This window comes from Paenibacillus vini (assembly GCF_018403325.1).
In the GTDB taxonomy this organism is placed as follows: Bacteria; Bacillota; Bacilli; order Paenibacillales; family Paenibacillaceae; genus Fontibacillus; species Fontibacillus vini.
On record NZ_BOSL01000012.1, the window covers coordinates 12,742 to 27,454 of the forward strand.

The 14,713-nt window shown below is 49.8% G+C and carries 14 protein-coding genes; 12 read left to right on the forward strand and 2 right to left on the reverse strand.

Going from position 1 to position 14,713, the window contains the following annotated elements:
• The first annotated feature begins 237 nt into the window (after window positions 1–237).
• On the forward strand, window positions 238–1,959 hold the full coding sequence (locus tag KJS57_RS17340) for an ABC transporter ATP-binding protein (RefSeq protein ID WP_213655772.1): 1,722 nt from the start codon (window positions 238–240) through the stop codon (window positions 1,957–1,959).
• Window positions 1,960–1,970: 11 nt separating this feature from the next.
• Here KJS57_RS17340 and KJS57_RS17345 read toward each other — a convergent pair whose 3' ends face one another.
• Window positions 1,971–2,870 carry an AraC family transcriptional regulator gene (locus KJS57_RS17345; protein WP_213655773.1) on the reverse strand — a complete coding sequence of 300 codons (900 nt, stop codon included), beginning with the start codon at window positions 2,868–2,870 and terminating at the stop codon, window positions 1,971–1,973.
• Between the two features lie 200 nt (window positions 2,871–3,070).
• Here KJS57_RS17345 and KJS57_RS17350 point away from each other — a divergent pair, with 200 nt between their 5' ends.
• From KJS57_RS17350 to KJS57_RS17385, 8 genes are all read left to right on the forward strand, one after another.
• On the forward strand, window positions 3,071–3,799 hold the full coding sequence (locus KJS57_RS17350) for a ThuA domain-containing protein (RefSeq protein ID WP_213655774.1): 729 nt from the start codon (window positions 3,071–3,073) through the stop codon (window positions 3,797–3,799).
• Between the two features lie 159 nt (window positions 3,800–3,958).
• Window positions 3,959–4,549, forward strand: a complete 591-nt coding sequence (locus KJS57_RS17355) for a TetR/AcrR family transcriptional regulator (RefSeq protein ID WP_213655775.1) — start codon at window positions 3,959–3,961, stop codon at window positions 4,547–4,549.
• Window positions 4,550–4,581: 32 nt separating this feature from the next.
• Complete coding sequence (locus KJS57_RS17360; protein WP_373316833.1) at window positions 4,582–5,913, forward strand: MFS transporter; 1,332 nt, start codon at window positions 4,582–4,584, stop codon at window positions 5,911–5,913.
• A gap of 172 nt (window positions 5,914–6,085) precedes the next feature.
• Window positions 6,086–7,252 carry a winged helix-turn-helix domain-containing protein gene (locus tag KJS57_RS17365; protein ID WP_213655777.1) on the forward strand — a complete coding sequence of 389 codons (1,167 nt, stop codon included), beginning with the start codon at window positions 6,086–6,088 and terminating at the stop codon, window positions 7,250–7,252.
• A gap of 104 nt (window positions 7,253–7,356) precedes the next feature.
• Window positions 7,357–8,649: an MFS transporter gene (locus tag KJS57_RS17370; protein WP_213655778.1), complete on the forward strand. Its 1,293-nt coding sequence runs from the start codon at window positions 7,357–7,359 to the stop codon at window positions 8,647–8,649.
• 171 nt (window positions 8,650–8,820) lie between these two features.
• Window positions 8,821–9,243: a MarR family winged helix-turn-helix transcriptional regulator gene (locus KJS57_RS17375; RefSeq protein WP_244861614.1), complete on the forward strand. Its 423-nt coding sequence runs from the start codon at window positions 8,821–8,823 to the stop codon at window positions 9,241–9,243.
• A gap of 26 nt (window positions 9,244–9,269) precedes the next feature.
• On the forward strand, window positions 9,270–10,241 hold the full coding sequence (locus KJS57_RS17380) for a ring-cleaving dioxygenase (protein WP_213655867.1): 972 nt from the start codon (window positions 9,270–9,272) through the stop codon (window positions 10,239–10,241).
• A 143-nt stretch (window positions 10,242–10,384) separates the two neighbouring features.
• Complete coding sequence (locus tag KJS57_RS17385; RefSeq protein ID WP_213655780.1) at window positions 10,385–11,857, forward strand: sensor histidine kinase; 1,473 nt, start codon at window positions 10,385–10,387, stop codon at window positions 11,855–11,857.
• Window positions 11,858–11,863: 6 nt separating this feature from the next.
• Here the strand turns inward: KJS57_RS17385 and KJS57_RS17390 are convergent, their stop codons facing one another.
• Window positions 11,864–12,451 (reverse strand): response regulator transcription factor, encoded by a 588-nt coding sequence (locus tag KJS57_RS17390; RefSeq protein WP_211024207.1) that lies wholly within the window; start codon window positions 12,449–12,451, stop codon window positions 11,864–11,866.
• Window positions 12,452–12,713: 262 nt separating this feature from the next.
• Here KJS57_RS17390 and KJS57_RS17395 point away from each other — a divergent pair, with 262 nt between their 5' ends.
• Genes KJS57_RS17395 through KJS57_RS17405 form a run of 3 tightly spaced genes read left to right on the forward strand, consistent with a single transcriptional unit; the run spans window position 12,714 to window position 14,707 of the window.
• Window positions 12,714–13,160 (forward strand): hypothetical protein, encoded by a 447-nt coding sequence (locus KJS57_RS17395; RefSeq protein ID WP_213655781.1) that lies wholly within the window; start codon window positions 12,714–12,716, stop codon window positions 13,158–13,160.
• Between the two features lie 16 nt (window positions 13,161–13,176).
• A complete protein-coding gene (locus KJS57_RS17400; RefSeq protein ID WP_213655782.1) occupies window positions 13,177–14,232 on the forward strand; it encodes a phage tail sheath subtilisin-like domain-containing protein in 1,056 nt (351 codons plus the stop codon).
• A 40-nt stretch (window positions 14,233–14,272) separates the two neighbouring features.
• Window positions 14,273–14,707: a phage tail tube protein gene (locus tag KJS57_RS17405; RefSeq protein ID WP_211024213.1), complete on the forward strand. Its 435-nt coding sequence runs from the start codon at window positions 14,273–14,275 to the stop codon at window positions 14,705–14,707.
• Window positions 14,708–14,713 lie beyond the last annotated feature (6 nt).

A 14,713-nucleotide genomic window follows, 5' to 3' on the forward strand; every position in this document is an offset into this window, starting at 1 on the left:
ACTTTCATTAGCTCCATCGAAACAACAATTCTCTTTAATATGCATGAATTCTTTTCACTCTGTCAACACCATTCCCCATCAAGAGGAGTTGCGTGTCCTGGGGGATTATGGTAGTATGGATTCCAATCGGATGGCGCTTGGATGGTTTAGGGATGTTTTATAGATGTTTGCTGGATGTTATTCAAGCCATTCCGATCCATATACCTTACCTAAACTTTTATGAAAGGAAGAATGCAATTGGAATCAAAAAGCACATTTCGGCGTTTGTTGGGGTACACGAGGCCGTATAAATCCGTCTACCTGATTCTGTTAATCACGATGATCGCCGGCGTAACGCTTGATTTAAGCATCGCTTGGTATTTAAACCGGATTACCAATGCTGCTGTGGAAGCAGATTCCTCAGCTTGGCCGTCTCTAATCGGGACGGGAGTTTTAATTCTTGTGCTGACAGTAATTAACGGTTATGCAGATACCTATTACAAGACACGAGTCTCCTCCTCCATCAGGAATGATATTCGGCTTGGAACGCTGAAGAAGCTGCTTTGTCTCCCTGGAGAATTTTATCAAAGTCATCATTCCGGGGAATTGCTTACCCGCCTAACCAGTGATAATCAGGCAATTGGCCAGGCTTGCAGCGATACCTTAATCTCACTCATCCGCAATCCCCTGATGGCACTCCTCTCTTTTATTTATCTTTTGACGATTAACTGGAAGTTGGCGCTTATTTGTATCTTTATCGGGCCAGTGACACTGATCATTGGCGGGCTCTTCGGCAATATGCTTCGTAAAAATTCCAATGAGCTGCAGCACCGGATTGCCGGCATGACCTCGCAGATCCAGGAAACTCTCGGTTCCAGTATGGTCTTCAAATCATTTGGCTTGGAAAAAAAGCTGTTTCAACGCCTTCAAATGAAGAGTAACGAAGTAAGCGAAACTGAAATTCGCGGCGGGCGAATTCAAGCTACGGTTAATGGGGCAGCCACAGCAATCGGAATATTGGCCTTTATTATCACTTTTATTGTCGGAGGATATTTTGTGTCCCAAGGTATGATGGCGATTGGCGGGCTGATTGCGTTCATTCAGTTGATGAATCATCTCACCTGGCCATTCACGGGGATAGCCGCGCTCTGGGGAGAGCTTCAGCAAGCCATTGGCGCGGCTGACCGGATTTTTAAAGTGCTCGATGAAAAGGAGGAGTATCCTGCTATTCCTGAACAGACCGGCACACAATCGGATTTTCAAAGTCTCGAGCTTCGGGAAATATCTTTCGGGTATGACCCGGATCAGCCCATTTTGAAGGAGATATCGATAGATGTAGAGGCAGGAAAGACAACGGCCATTGTAGGTCCGAGCGGGAGCGGAAAATCGACGCTGTTCAACCTGTTGCTTGGATTGTCGCAACCGCAGGAGGGCAAAATAATGATCAATGGAGAGGAGATTCAGGCAATAAACTTGAACCGGTTACGGAGTTTCTTTTCATTAATACCGCAGGAGAATTTTTTGTACTCCGGAACGATCCGTGACAATATCGCAGACGGTAAAGCGGATGCGACAGAGGAAGAATTGATTCGGGCGGCAACGGATGCAAACGCGATAGATTTTATCAGGCAGATGCCGGATGGATTCGATACGGAAGTCGGAGAAGGGGGCTCCCGGTTATCTGTCGGACAGAGACAACGCATTTCCATTGCCCGGGCGCTGCTGCGCGATGCTCCGATTTTACTGATGGATGAAGCGACCGCCTCTCTGGATAACGAGTCTGAACGGTTAGTACAGGAGGCCATGGAACGTCTGAAGTCGAAACGAACCGTTATCGCCATTGCTCATCGCTTATTTACGATCCGCAATGCGGATCAAATCCTTGTGATGGACAACGGAACAGTGACGGATCGTGGTACTCATGAAGAACTGATCATGTCAGAAGGTCGATACCGCCAATTGTACTCCGGCGTTGAATAACACCTTACCGTTTAATCCTTGTCACTTCCCTGCTCCCGCACGTTTTTGTAATATTGGCTGGGAGAGAGGCCTTCGTATTTCTTGAATAGCTTGCTGAAATAATAAGGGTCTTCCAGTCCGGTCAAATAACCAATTTGGCTAAAGCTGAGATGGGTGGCCTCGATCAGTTCTTTCGCATGGTCGATCCGTACGCGGTTGACATAACGCATGATGCTTTGGCCGGTTAGCTTGGTGAAAATGCGGTTGATATAGTCGTAATTGCAGTCGAATTCCTGCTCAATGTCTGTGCTGGTGATTTTGCCGGCATAGTGTTCGTGAATATAGTCAAGCAAGGCATGAACTTTAATAGAAGATTTGGAACTTCTCCCTTCATAGCCTTGGAGGACATCGATAAAATGCTCCCGTGACACCTCGATCAGCCATTCGGTAAACTTCAGGGCGGTTAATCCGCGATTGAAGTATTTCCGTCTGTAGAGTTGAAGCATCTCATTCATGGCGGTAAAGGAGAGAGGACGGTCTTTTTTTGACAAAGTATAATGTTTGGGAAAATAGCAGATCGGATGATCCTGCCTGGCCTGCTGTGTCCCTTCCTCGAGTATGAGGTGCCTAGCTAGGGTAAGCATGTCCTTCACCTCTACCGATTTCAAATCGGGGTGTTCGAAGTGAATGTAATAGTAATCGCAAACATGCCTCTTCGTTCCTTCATGTTCCACATTCGGCTCCAGAACGAGGAAATCCCCTTTTTTGAGGATATAGTCGATACCGTTTTCCCGGAGATGGAGTTCGCCGCTTTTGATGAAGTAGAGAATGCATTCATGCGTCGTTCTTTTGAAATGAATCCATGGCTGTTTATAGGAAACGAATCCCATCAGCTTGATTTTCGGCATCAGTTCCACGTTAATAGCAAGCATCATTATCCCTCCGGGCGAATCTCGAAAAAGTCGTTTTTGTACAAAAAGAGTATCTTTTCGCCATTCCCGTCCATTCTACCACAATCTATACTGGGGTTGTATGCAACCGATTTAGTAAAACAGCTCTCGTATAATGGTTCCGAACTCGACGTGGTGAGGAGCGGCACAGGATTTGTCAAACAAACAGGAGGTTTCTTATCATGTCTAATATTAACGTTACCGTGTGGAATGAATTCCGGCACGAAAGACATAATGAACAGGTCAAGGCCATTTATCCGGAAGGCATCCATATGGCGATTGCGAATCATCTGAGCACCCAGGAAGGGTTGGATGTTCATACGGCCGTACTGGATGAGCCGGAACACGGGTTGACCGATGAAGTACTGGCTCGGACGGACGTATTGCTCTGGTGGGGGCATTTGGCTCATGAGGATGTCAGCGATGAGGTCGTTGAGAAGGTACGGCAAAGAGTACTGGACGGCATGGGACTCATCGTCCTTCACTCGGGGCACGCATCGAAAATTTTCCGCGCCCTTATGGGCACGAATACCGGAGCGTTGAAATGGCGCGATGACGGCGAGAAGGAAAGAATCTGGGTCATCGAGCCCGGTCATCCGATCGCAAAGGGCCTTGGAGAATATATCGAAATTCCGAAGGAAGAGATGTACGGGGAACGGTTTGAAATTCCGGCTCCGGATGAACTGGTGTTCATCTCCTGGTTCGAGGGAGGCGAAGTCTTCCGCAGCGGTTGCTGCTACAAAAGAGGACTGGGCAACATTTTCTACTTCAGACCGGGCCATGAAACATTTCCGGTGTACCATCAGCCTGAGGTGCTTCAGGTAATCACTAACGGGGTACGTTGGGCCGCGAAATGCGAGATCGCCAAAGTCTCTTATGGACGTGTGGCTCCTTTGGAGCCCGTGCGTTAAGCAGGGAATTCCGGAGAGTGTTAAGCGTTGAAACCGACACTCTCCTTATTGTTAAACTAAAGCCGCACTTGCATGCGGCTTTAGTTTTTGATAAGATACAGAACGAATGTTCAGTATAAATAAGAGCTGCCAATTTTATTTGAATGGGGTGGAAGCGGAGTGAATAAAAAACAGCTGCAAAGCGAACAAACTAAAAAGCGGGTTGTTGAAGCAGCAAGGATCCTGTTTGCCCAAAAGGGATATAAGGCCACTTCCATCGAAGACATTGTAGCAGCAACGGGAAGCAGCAAGGGGAATCTTTATTATCATTTCAAAAGCAAAGAAGGCCTTTTTCTCTACTTGATCGACGAATGGGACCGGGAGTGGGAAGAAAAATGGCAGGAGAAAGAGCCGCTATACAAAACGACGACGGAAAAATTGTACGGGTTTGCCGAACTGCTCGTGCATGATGACCTGAATCACCCGCTTACCAAAGCCGCGGATGAGTTTTTCAACAGCGATAAGACCACCGAGGTGGAAGAGCGTGTCGGCGAATTGGTCGACAGACATCTCCAGTGGAATCAACGTTTGATTCAGCAAGGCATCGATAACGGCGAATTTAGAAAGGGAAGCGCTAAAGAACACGCCGTTATTCTGGAGAGCCTATTGATAGGTCTTAGCCAGATGTCCAGGAAGAAATCTCCTGAAGAGATACTTGAGCTGTATAAGCAGGCTATGAAGGTATTATTGTATGGAATAGCGGATCGCTGAAATTGCAGGCGGGTTATGGCTAGCCGGCTTAAATGAAAATACCATTGCATGTACTATTGCTTCATAATACAAAACGAACGTTCAGTATAAAGGTTATATATTTTGATCAACCTCCCATTTATCGTCAGGCTGATCCTTATGCACAATACAGGAGGAAAAATGAAATGTCGCTTTTAATAAGAAACAGAGGAGCTATGCTCCTGCTCATGTTAAATATCTTTCTCGTTTTCACAGGGATCGGTCTCGTAGTTCCGATTATGCCTACTTATATGACCGAGCTCCATATCAGCGGAAGTATGGTGGGGCTGCTCGTTGCGGCGTTCTCCCTTACCCAGTTATTGTTTTCCCCCTTTGCCGGCAGGTTATCCGACACATTGGGCCGGAAAAAAATCATTGTTGCCGGGATGGTCGTTTTCGCCCTTTCCGAGTGGTTGTTCGGAGCCGTCAGTTCACCGGTGCTGCTGTTTGCAGCGAGAATGTTAGGTGGGGTTGGTGCGGCACTGATCATGCCGGCCGTCATGGCTTATGCCGCGGACGTGACCTCGAATGAGGAGAGAGCCAGGGGCATGGGATATATCAATGCCGCGATCACGACCGGCTTCATTATCGGCCCGGGGATCGGGGGTTATATTGCGGAATTCGGCATTCGCGTTCCGTTCTATGCTGCAGCGGTGGCTGGAGCGATAGCGGCAATAATCACGTTATTCATCCTGCCTGAATCCGTTTCGGCGGAACAGCGGGCGGAATCCCGTTCGAATCCTGCAGAGAAGCAGAGCCTCCTTACGCAATTGTTGAATTCCGGCCGGGAACGCTACTTTTTCAATTTAATCATCGTGTTTGTGCTGGCATTCGGATTAGCCAATTACGAGACGGTGTTCGGACTGTTTGTGGATCATAAATTCGGCTTCACGCCAAAAGATATCGCCTTTATCATTACGTTCGGCTCGATTTCAGGCGCTGTGGTACAGGTTACGATATTCGGCTGGATTCTGAACCGCTTCGGAGAGAAACGCGTGATCTCGGTCTGCCTGTTTTTGTCCGGATTGTTCGTGGTCCTTACGCTGTTTGTGTCCAGTTACTGGCTCATCGTCGCAGTGACCTTCATTTTATTTTTGTCGATCGATATTTTGCGTCCGGCCGTGGGTACACAGTTGTCCAAAATGGCCGGCGAACAGCAAGGATATGTCGCCGGACTGAACTCGGCCTATACCAGCCTTGGCAATATCGCCGGACCGATCGTCGCGGGCTTCCTGTTTGATATTGACATCAACTTCCCATACGTGGCGGCTGCCATTGTCCTGCTCCTTTGTTTTGCACTTTCCCTTAGAGCCGGCAAGGCTCGCGGTTTGTCATCCGGAAACTGATATTAAGTTCAAGCTGCCTATGAATAAGATTTATTGAAAATAGAGACGTCTGCGGGCGTCTTTTTCTTTTGTAACCAAACAGAACCTCAAAATTCATATAATTATTAGCTGTGTTATGTATTAAAATGGACATCAACGGAACATGTTTTTTATCTGGAAAGGAAGAATCCTCATGGCAAAACTCATCTTTGATCCGGCGGGATATACAGTGACCGAAGGGACGGAGTCCGTGGAACTGCTGGCCAAGGAATTCGCCTTGCTGCAGTTTTTATATGAGCACCGGGGCAAAGCGTTTTCGCGCGAGCAATTGCTGGACCGGGTGTGGGTGCTGGAATACCCGGTAGAGCGGACGATCGACGACCATATTTACCGCCTCCGCAAAAAGCTCCATCGCTGGGGGCATGTCCGGATCAATACGATCCGGGGGTACGGATATAGCCTGAGTATAGCCGAACCTAAAGGCATGGATAATCCGTCCATGCGTGATGAGGAGATTCAGTCCGCCGTAACCGGTCTGTTTGAGAAATATCATTTGCTTGGACAGGGAAAATCGATCATGGCATTGGCTGCCCAGCACGAGGTTCTGGGATTTGAGATCGATGCTTTTTACCGGAGATATATCCGGTTTTTGCAAGCTGACATCAAATGGTTTGTGGAGACGAACGAGCTTCAGCCGGGGGAACGGTTATACGGACTGCTCCTTATTCTAGCAGGGATAACGCCCGATTCCACCAGGGTACTCGGCTACTGCGAGAGGGCATTGAAACAAGGATTGATGCCCCCGACACAGCATAGGGAAATGGAAATCCTGAATATTCTCGAGGTGTACGCCGACGCCGGACTGCCCGAGATGGCGGTCGAACGCTTTGAGCAAACCCGCCGCGTGGTGGAGCAAGACGGATTGACGGGCTTCGTTATGCCGGTTGCTTTGATGGAAATGTACGTTCATCTGGTTGCCGGGAACTGGAATGAAGCCGATCAGACGGCGGCCAGGCTGGAACGGCTGCTCGAGAAAGAGCCTTATATCAGGGAGATTGGCAGATTCGGCGTATTTAAAGGACTGAGGCTTCTCTCGGAAGGGCGGGAACGGGAAGCGGAGCAGTGTCTGGATGAGGGGCTGGAAGTGCTGAGCATGTCATTGCACATGCCGCTCTATCTGGCCGCGATTAACCAGATCAATCTGTTTTTGAGGCGCCGTTACCCGGAGAGTCCATTAGTGCATAAGTTTGCCTCCTTGTTTGAAGCGACGGAGAAAGAATACCACCTTTTAGAGCTTCGTCCCGCAATGGAACAGTGTATTATGGATACTCTTTCAGTTGAAACAGGCAAAAAGGAGTAAGTCCGTTCGGGATTCATATTCTCATCTGATAATCCTCTGACATTCATCGGTTAATCTGCTAAGAAAGAAAACGAAACCGATGTGTGAAGGATGGAGGAAATGAAATGGCATCAGCAATGCGCTCCGGACTGTGGTCGATCCGCAGCTACCGGAGCATGTTTTCCGCTTACGCGCTTGCCTCGTTCGGCGACTGGTTCGACGCGCTCGCGATTCAGGTCTTGGTCGTGTACCGCTGGGGAATCGACCCGTTTATGATTGCGCTCATTCCGGTCTGTATGGCGCTGCCGTCCGTCTTGTTCAGCTCCTTTGCAGGCACGCTGGCGGACCGGGTGCAGCAGGCCAAACTGATGATGTTCTGCGATCTGTTGACCGTGCTCTTGACAGTAGGCGTACTGTTCGCTCCGAACTTTGCATGGTTGCTGCCGCTGCTGGCGCTTCGGGCCATGGCCGGCGTGTTTCATGTGCCGGCTCAACAAGCGCTGACCCGCCGGGTCGTTCCGGCAGATCTGCTGCTGCAGGCTACATCTTATAACGGCCTTGTTGGCCAAGGATCAAAGGTAGCCGGGCCTCTGCTTGGCGCGGTAACGCTCGCGGTCCTGTCCCCGCAGGCCTGTATTCTGATTAACATGGGAGCGAGACTGTTGTCCGCCTTGTTGCTGCTTGGATTATGGAGGCTGCCTCATAGTACGGCCGGTCAGGATAGAAACCCGGACAAGGAAAGGATCCGCAAACCAAGCTTCTGGAGCGAATGGAAAGAAGGCTGGACATTTCTTTGGCACCGTAAAGTGGTGTTGAATACGATAATCTTCGGCTTTATCGGTTTAGCGGCGATCTTGATGGTCGATTATCAGTTTCCGACTCTGTTCAAGTCGATCTCGCCCCGCAATGAAGCATTGACTGGCCAGGTCGTTGCCGCAATTGGAGCGGGGGCCGTAGGCGCGCTTATTATTTTGAACAGGCTGGGCAAGATCAACTATGGCTGGGGACTTGGGGGAGGCTGCGGATTGATCGGCCTCGGTGTGGCGCTGCTGGGCTTATGCCCTCCGGGAACCCATCTCGCGACGATGTTGGGCTTCGGTTTGTTGCTCGGAGTCGGCAACGGAGCGTATATTTTGACCCAGAATTATATTTTGCAAAAAGAAACCTCACCGGATGTCGTCGGGCGCGTGTTCGGTATTCAGAATACGATGAACAGCTTGGTGATGCTGACAGCACCGCTGGCCGGAGGCTTGTTGATCCGGGCGGTTTCCGTCGGCGCAGCCTTCTTGTCCATCGGCGTCGTGATGGTGGGGCTTGGACTGCTGGGAGTTTTGTTCCGCCGTCAGCTCTGGCCCCAAATGGAAGTCGTCGCAACCGGCACTTCCGGAACCGAAGCGGGCACGCTAACCCAGAACTAACGCGGGAACTCAGGGGATTTTACGCCTTGGATATCGAATTGATCATAAGGGCTGTTGGGAAGAAATTCTCGACAGCCTGTTTGCTTTTCTATCAGTTTAGTGCTAAACTGACAACAATCACAGCAAATGAGGTGAGAGCAAATGGAAAAAGAAGAACGAAGATACAAAGCCATGTCCAGGCGGGAAGAGAAATTGGGCTTGCTCGTATGGTTCCGCCTTTCGCGGATTTATAACCGCAGTCTTCGCGCCTCAAACCAGCATCTTAAGCAATGGAAGCTTTCGGTGGCCCAATTCGATGCGCTGGTCCAGATTGGCAGCCATCAACGGCTAACCCAGCAGGAGCTTGCCGACAAATTATTGGTATCGAAAGGAAATATAACTCAGCTGTTGACGAAGATGGAAGAGCTGGGATGGATCGCACGTGAGCAGGAATGGAAGAAAAAATGGCTGTCGCTAACCGAGCTTGGATGGGAACTCTATCATGAAGCGGTTCCTTTGCAGGAACAGTATCAGGCTTCGCAGTTCGCCGGATTAAACCAAGAGGAGAAGCTTCAGCTACTGGGGCTGCTTCGGAAAATTCAAAGAAACCAATAAATTAAAGGAGTGATTTCACTATGAAGATGGAATTCAAAGGCATTCACCATGTATCGGCCATAACCAAGACGGCATCGGAAAATTTTCAATTCTACACGAAAGTGCTGGGCCTCCGACTCATTAAAAAGACGGTCAACCAGGATGATATCTCCGTCTATCATTTGTTTTACGGGGATGAAGTCGGCAATCCGGGAACTGAATTGACCTTCTTCGAAATTCCGAATGCAGGGCGGAATGTCGACGGGAATAACAGCATCTCGGCGCTTTCGCTGCGCGTGCCAAATGATCAGGCTCTGGATTACTGGATCCGGCGTCTGGATGAATTCGGAGTCGAGCATGAGGAAGTGAAGCAGCGGGCGGGTCGTGCGACGCTGGCGTTCAAGGATTTTGAAGGGCAGCGTCTGGTTCTCGTATCGGATGAAAATAATACCGGTGTACCCGGCGGCAAGCCTTGGGACCGGAGCCCGGTTCCGGCGGAGTTCGCCATCCTGGGCTTAGGGCCGGTCCAATTGACGGTCGCCCAGCCTGACCTGACGATCTCGGTACTGACGGAGCTGATGGGCTTCCGCCGGAAAGGGCAGTATCCTTCATTCGTGGAAGGCCAGCCCGACATTATCGTGTTTGAGACGGGCGAAGGAGGTACCGGTGCTGAAGTGCATCTGGAGGAAAGAACCGACCTTGCGCCTGAACGATTGGGACGGGGCGGGGTGCACCATGTCGCATTCCGTGTGGAGGACGAGGAGGAGCTGCGGGCCTGGATCACCCAAATTCGCGGGGCCCGTTTCCCGAATTCGGGATTCGTGGACCGCTTCTATTTCCGGTCGCTTTATTTCCGTGAGCCAAACGGAATCCTGTTCGAGGTTGCGACCGACGGACCTGGCTTTGCCACGGATGAAGATCTCGCTCATCTCGGCGAGTCACTGGCGCTCCCGCCTTTCCTGGAGCCGAAGCGCGCACAAATTGAAGCCCACTTGAAGCCGCTGGATACTGTGCAATAAAAGGAAATTCGTATGGAGAAAGCTTATCTGGAACAAACGCTTGAATCCATAAGATTTTTGTTAATTCCAAGCAGGAATTCATGAAAGTTACAGGGAATAATTAGAAATTAAAGCTAAATCTGCGATTTAAAGGAGTAAGTAAAGTGCGGATTATTTATATTCTAATGTTCCTGTCGTTGTGGTCCTTGGGGTTGTTTATCTTACTACACCGAACCCGGTCCAATCTTTGGATCGGGTTAACGATTCTGCTGGGGGGGTCGGCCAGTTACGCGTTCAGCATGCATTTGTCCATTATGCCGGTATTTGCGGATGCCGCATGGATGCCTCAGTTTCTTAGCCGACTTCTGTACTTATCAACGGTGGTTGGAATGAACATCTACTTCTTTGTTTTGCCTTACGTGTTTAGTATGGGCGGGTTATGGCTTAACGACAAGATGTCTTCCCGCTGGAAATGGGGTTTGACGGGGCTGCTTTTTATGGGAATGGTTCTGTTGTTGGGAGCCCACTTGCGTGCTGGTCCCTGGAACGTCTTTAATATCGGCCAGTTCCGATGGTGGGACGGTTTGTTTGTTGGAATTGGATGTTTCTTTTATTTGCTGGCTTATTTCCGTGAAAAAAACGAATTAAGAAGGCGAAGTCAACGAAGAACGCTGTTGTTTCCCCTGGTGATGATCTGGGCGTTTATGTCAGATTACGTAGGTTTCGATCATCTGAAACTGGGGTGGTGGTCATTCGACCTGAGGAGCAACGGGATGTGGCAGGCAAATTTTATCGTGATTCTCAGCACGGTCGCTGTCGTTTTATTCTTCACGATCCGTTACGGATTTCTCGGCATCAAGCTGCGGATCGAGCGGGAAAGAATTGATTATTCCATCCGCACCCTTACGATGGGCGTGTCCATTCTGAATCATTCCATCAAGAACGAAATTCAAAAAATAGACTATCTGGCGGAGAAAAGCAGGAATTTGCTCTCGACGGGGCAATCGGAAAAGGCTGTTCAAACGATCGGTCAAGTTCATGGGCTGACAGCTCATCTGCTTCATATGGTAAACCGGATCAAGGAAAAAGCGGAGGATGTGGTGCTGGATGAGAACGAGCATGAGGTCCGAAAGCTGCTGGATGACGTTATAGCTTCCAGCGGAACGCTTACGGAGAATGGTACGGTTACCCTGTCCGTTGCCTATGGAGTCGAGGGGTTATTGACCTGTGATGCGGTACATATCAGGGAGACTCTTTCGAACCTGATCCGCAATGCTATCGATGCTATGCCGCCCGGCGGCGGAGCGGTGGAGCTGTATACCTCGGCTACCCGGAAGGAATTCAGGATCGAGGTCAGAGATAATGGAGTCGGCATCCCCCCGGAACATCTGGCAAAAATCTTCGAACCGTTCTTTACCACCAAGAAAAACGCGCTCAATTACGGGCTCGGACTTCCCTATTGCAGCAGCGTGATGTCCAAACACGGAGGCAGGCTTTCTGTGGCAGAGTCTGAACCCGGCAAAGGAACCACGATTATGCTTCATTTTCCAAAATACAAATTTAAACCGGAGTCTCCTGCGCCTAGCCTTAAATTACCGCGGGAACACCGAAGATTGGACCCTCTAAGTCCTTCTTAATCTATCTTAATCCATCTTAAAATGGGTGAGCTTGTTTTTGATGCTGCGCAGCTGAGTTTTGATCGTATTGGTCGATTTGTGCAGGCGTTCGGAAATTTCCCGTTTGCTCATCCCGCTCCGGCGCAGTTCAAACACTTCCCGTTCAGTAGGCGACAGCTCCATCAGTTGAACTTCGCTTCTCATCGCTCTGGCGGCATCCGGATGAATGGAAGCCCGGCCGCTATTGGCCTCGCGGATTGCATTCAGAATATCCCGGTAGCTTGATTTGTTTATGTAATTCATGGCGCCAAGCCGGAAGGACTTCATAATGACTTCGGCTTCGGTGATGGAAGTCAGCATGATAATCTTTACGGAACGGTTTCGTTCCTGATGCAAAATTTGCTCGGCGGCATCCAGTCCGTCCAAATTGTTGCCGGTTAGATTAATGTCCATCAGAATTACGTCCAGATCCTGCTTCGAAGCCAGCTCAATGGCTTCCTCTTTGGTTGCGGCAACCCCGGCCACTTGGATGTCAGGCTCGTCTGCTAAATCCCCACTGATATGATCCCGCCAAAAGGAATCGTCCTCCACCAGCATGACCCGAATTCGCTCCATGAAAATAAATCCCTCCGCATCTTACAAAGGTTTACAATTAAACCCAGTATATCAGCGAAAATTACAAAAAGGTAGGATGAACCTTCTTCACCCCCAGGTGAAGAAAGTTCATCCTATTCGTCGTTTCACGCCCGGCCTATAATCCGAAATGCGGCCAGCAAGTTGAACGGCTGAACAATGAGGCGGAAGGCGGGGGATTAATTTCAAAGCGTAGCACGAAAGTTGTTGTATTAGAAACAACGGCCGAAAGGAGCGGGATGATATGTTTTTGGCCGAAGAAGTAGGCAAGTTTGTAGAGCTGATCGCCGCTAAATACCCCGAAGCTGCCGTTCACCGATTCCAAGAGCCGGCTCATCCAGCGGCGGGAGAATTTGCGGTCAGTGTGAAACAGGAGACCCGACGGAGCGAAACACGAAGCCATACGCTGGTCGAACGGCAGTATGCGATGGTCTGCTATGCCGAGGATGCGGAAACGGCGATCCTTACCATGGAATTGCTAAGCCGCTGCATTATGAACGAAGGCGTGGATGGCAAAGGGGTATCCTCGGGACCTATACGGGCGGAGTCGGTCAGCATCGACGCCCCGGAAAAACTGGACGGCGGTCTTCAGAGATGCATTGGTACGGTTTTAGTTCGTGCCAGGGAGTCCGTTACTTTCGAGAATTATGAAAAAATAGGCAAGGTAGAAACGCGCATGACAACTATTTGAAAGGTGGCATGAAATCATGGGTGGAACATGGGATTCAATTAGTTTACCGGTGCGTCCGGGTCTGTATATTAATTTTGTGGAGGCGGCTGCCGCGCAAATCAAAGGCGGCGCACGCGGAACGGTAGGTTTACCGCTGTTTCAATATGCGGGAGCCGAAGCGGGCAAATTCTACACGATTGAAAAAGAATCCGAAGCGATTGAATTGTTCGGCGCAGCAGCGATAGAGCCGATTCGCCTCGTCTTGCAAGGCGGTGCTAAAGAGGTGCTCGTGTATACGGTTCCTAAAGGAGAAGACGGTAAATGGAACGCCGCGGCGTATACCGCGATTCGGGATGCATTCAGTTCCCGGCAATTCAATGTGTTCGTATTTCCGGATGAGATTTCCGAAGAAGAGCAGAAAGCGACTCAGTTATGGTGCAAAGACAACCGGGAAGACGAAGGCAAACATTTCATGGCGGTATTTGGCGGCTCCGCCGAAGATGACGCCGATCCTGCAGCTGGCAATGAACGTACCGTTGATTTGGCGGATGATTATGTAGTTAATCTCATTTCCGGTGTCAATATTGGCGGTAACGTATACAGCTCGGGCAGGTATGCTCCGTATATTGCCGGTTTGATTGCCGGAACCGGAATCAACAAATCGATTACGTACACGCCTGTACGTGCAAACGATGTGATTAAGCGATTAAAGAATAGCGAAATCAATACAGCGCTGCAAAAAGGCTCGTTGGTGCTTGTGCACGACGGGGAGAAAGTAAAAGTGGAGCAGGGTCTCGTAACAAGCAAAAGAAAGATCCGCGCCATCCGGGCGCGTCAAGCGATCTCGACCGACATTCCCAAAGCGGCTGCCGAGTCTTACATAGGCAAGCTGGATAATAACGCCGACGGGCAGGCCGCACTCATTTCCGCCGTGAAGGCCTATCTGGAACGCCTCGAGCTGAACAATGTGCTGACCGATATCGTCGTCACGCTCGATCCCGACCGGAAGTCCGAAGGAGATACGGTATTCCTGCAGATCAGCTTTACGGAAATCGACAGTATGGAACGGATATTCCTGACGATCAAAGTTTAGTTTACAGTTTCTCATTTTTATTTAATTAGGAGGGGTTCATGTGCTGGATTCAACCCGTGTAATTAATGGGACTTACGGATACGTGTATTACGATGGAAAATGGCTGACCAATATCAAGTCGGCGGAAGCTAACGTGGAAATCACCAAGGAGGAGATTAAACGTTCCGGCACGCGCTGGACGGCGCATAAAGTGACCGGGCTCAGCGGATCCGGTACGATCACCGGCTACAAGGTAACTTCCGAATTCGTCGAGCTCATCGGCCAAATTGCCGACGACAGCAAGGGGACGTTTACCACGGAATTGATTTTGAAGCTGGAGGATCCGGAATCCTACGGTGCCTACCGGGTGCGTCTGAAGGGCGTTACTTTCGACAAAGTGCCGCTGATGCACTTCGAAGTCGGCTCCATTGTAGAGGAAGAGCTTCCGTTTAATTTCACCGGTTATGAGCTAATGGATAAGCTCGTGGCTGAATAAATCAAC

Excerpts from the sequence above, each read along its gene's own strand:
- KJS57_RS17400 (WP_213655782.1), top strand. The coding sequence starts at position 13,177 with ATGGGTGGAACATGGGATTCAATTAGTTTACCGGTGCGTCCGGGTCTG.
- KJS57_RS17395 (WP_213655781.1), top strand. The coding sequence starts at position 12,714 with ATGTTTTTGGCCGAAGAAGTAGGCAAGTTTGTAGAGCTGATCGCCGCT.
- KJS57_RS17360 (WP_373316833.1), top strand. The coding sequence starts at position 4,582 with ATGAAAATACCATTGCATGTACTATTGCTTCATAATACAAAACGAACG.
- KJS57_RS17375 (WP_244861614.1), top strand. The coding sequence starts at position 8,821 with ATGTCCAGGCGGGAAGAGAAATTGGGCTTGCTCGTATGGTTCCGCCTT.
- KJS57_RS17390 (WP_211024207.1), bottom strand. The coding sequence starts at position 12,451 with ATGGAGCGAATTCGGGTCATGCTGGTGGAGGACGATTCCTTTTGGCGG.
- KJS57_RS17350 (WP_213655774.1), top strand. The coding sequence starts at position 3,071 with ATGTCTAATATTAACGTTACCGTGTGGAATGAATTCCGGCACGAAAGA.
- KJS57_RS17365 (WP_213655777.1), top strand. The coding sequence starts at position 6,086 with ATGGCAAAACTCATCTTTGATCCGGCGGGATATACAGTGACCGAAGGG.
- KJS57_RS17345 (WP_213655773.1), bottom strand. The coding sequence starts at position 2,870 with ATGCTTGCTATTAACGTGGAACTGATGCCGAAAATCAAGCTGATGGGA.
- KJS57_RS17380 (WP_213655867.1), top strand. The coding sequence starts at position 9,270 with ATGGAATTCAAAGGCATTCACCATGTATCGGCCATAACCAAGACGGCA.
- KJS57_RS17370 (WP_213655778.1), top strand. The coding sequence starts at position 7,357 with ATGGCATCAGCAATGCGCTCCGGACTGTGGTCGATCCGCAGCTACCGG.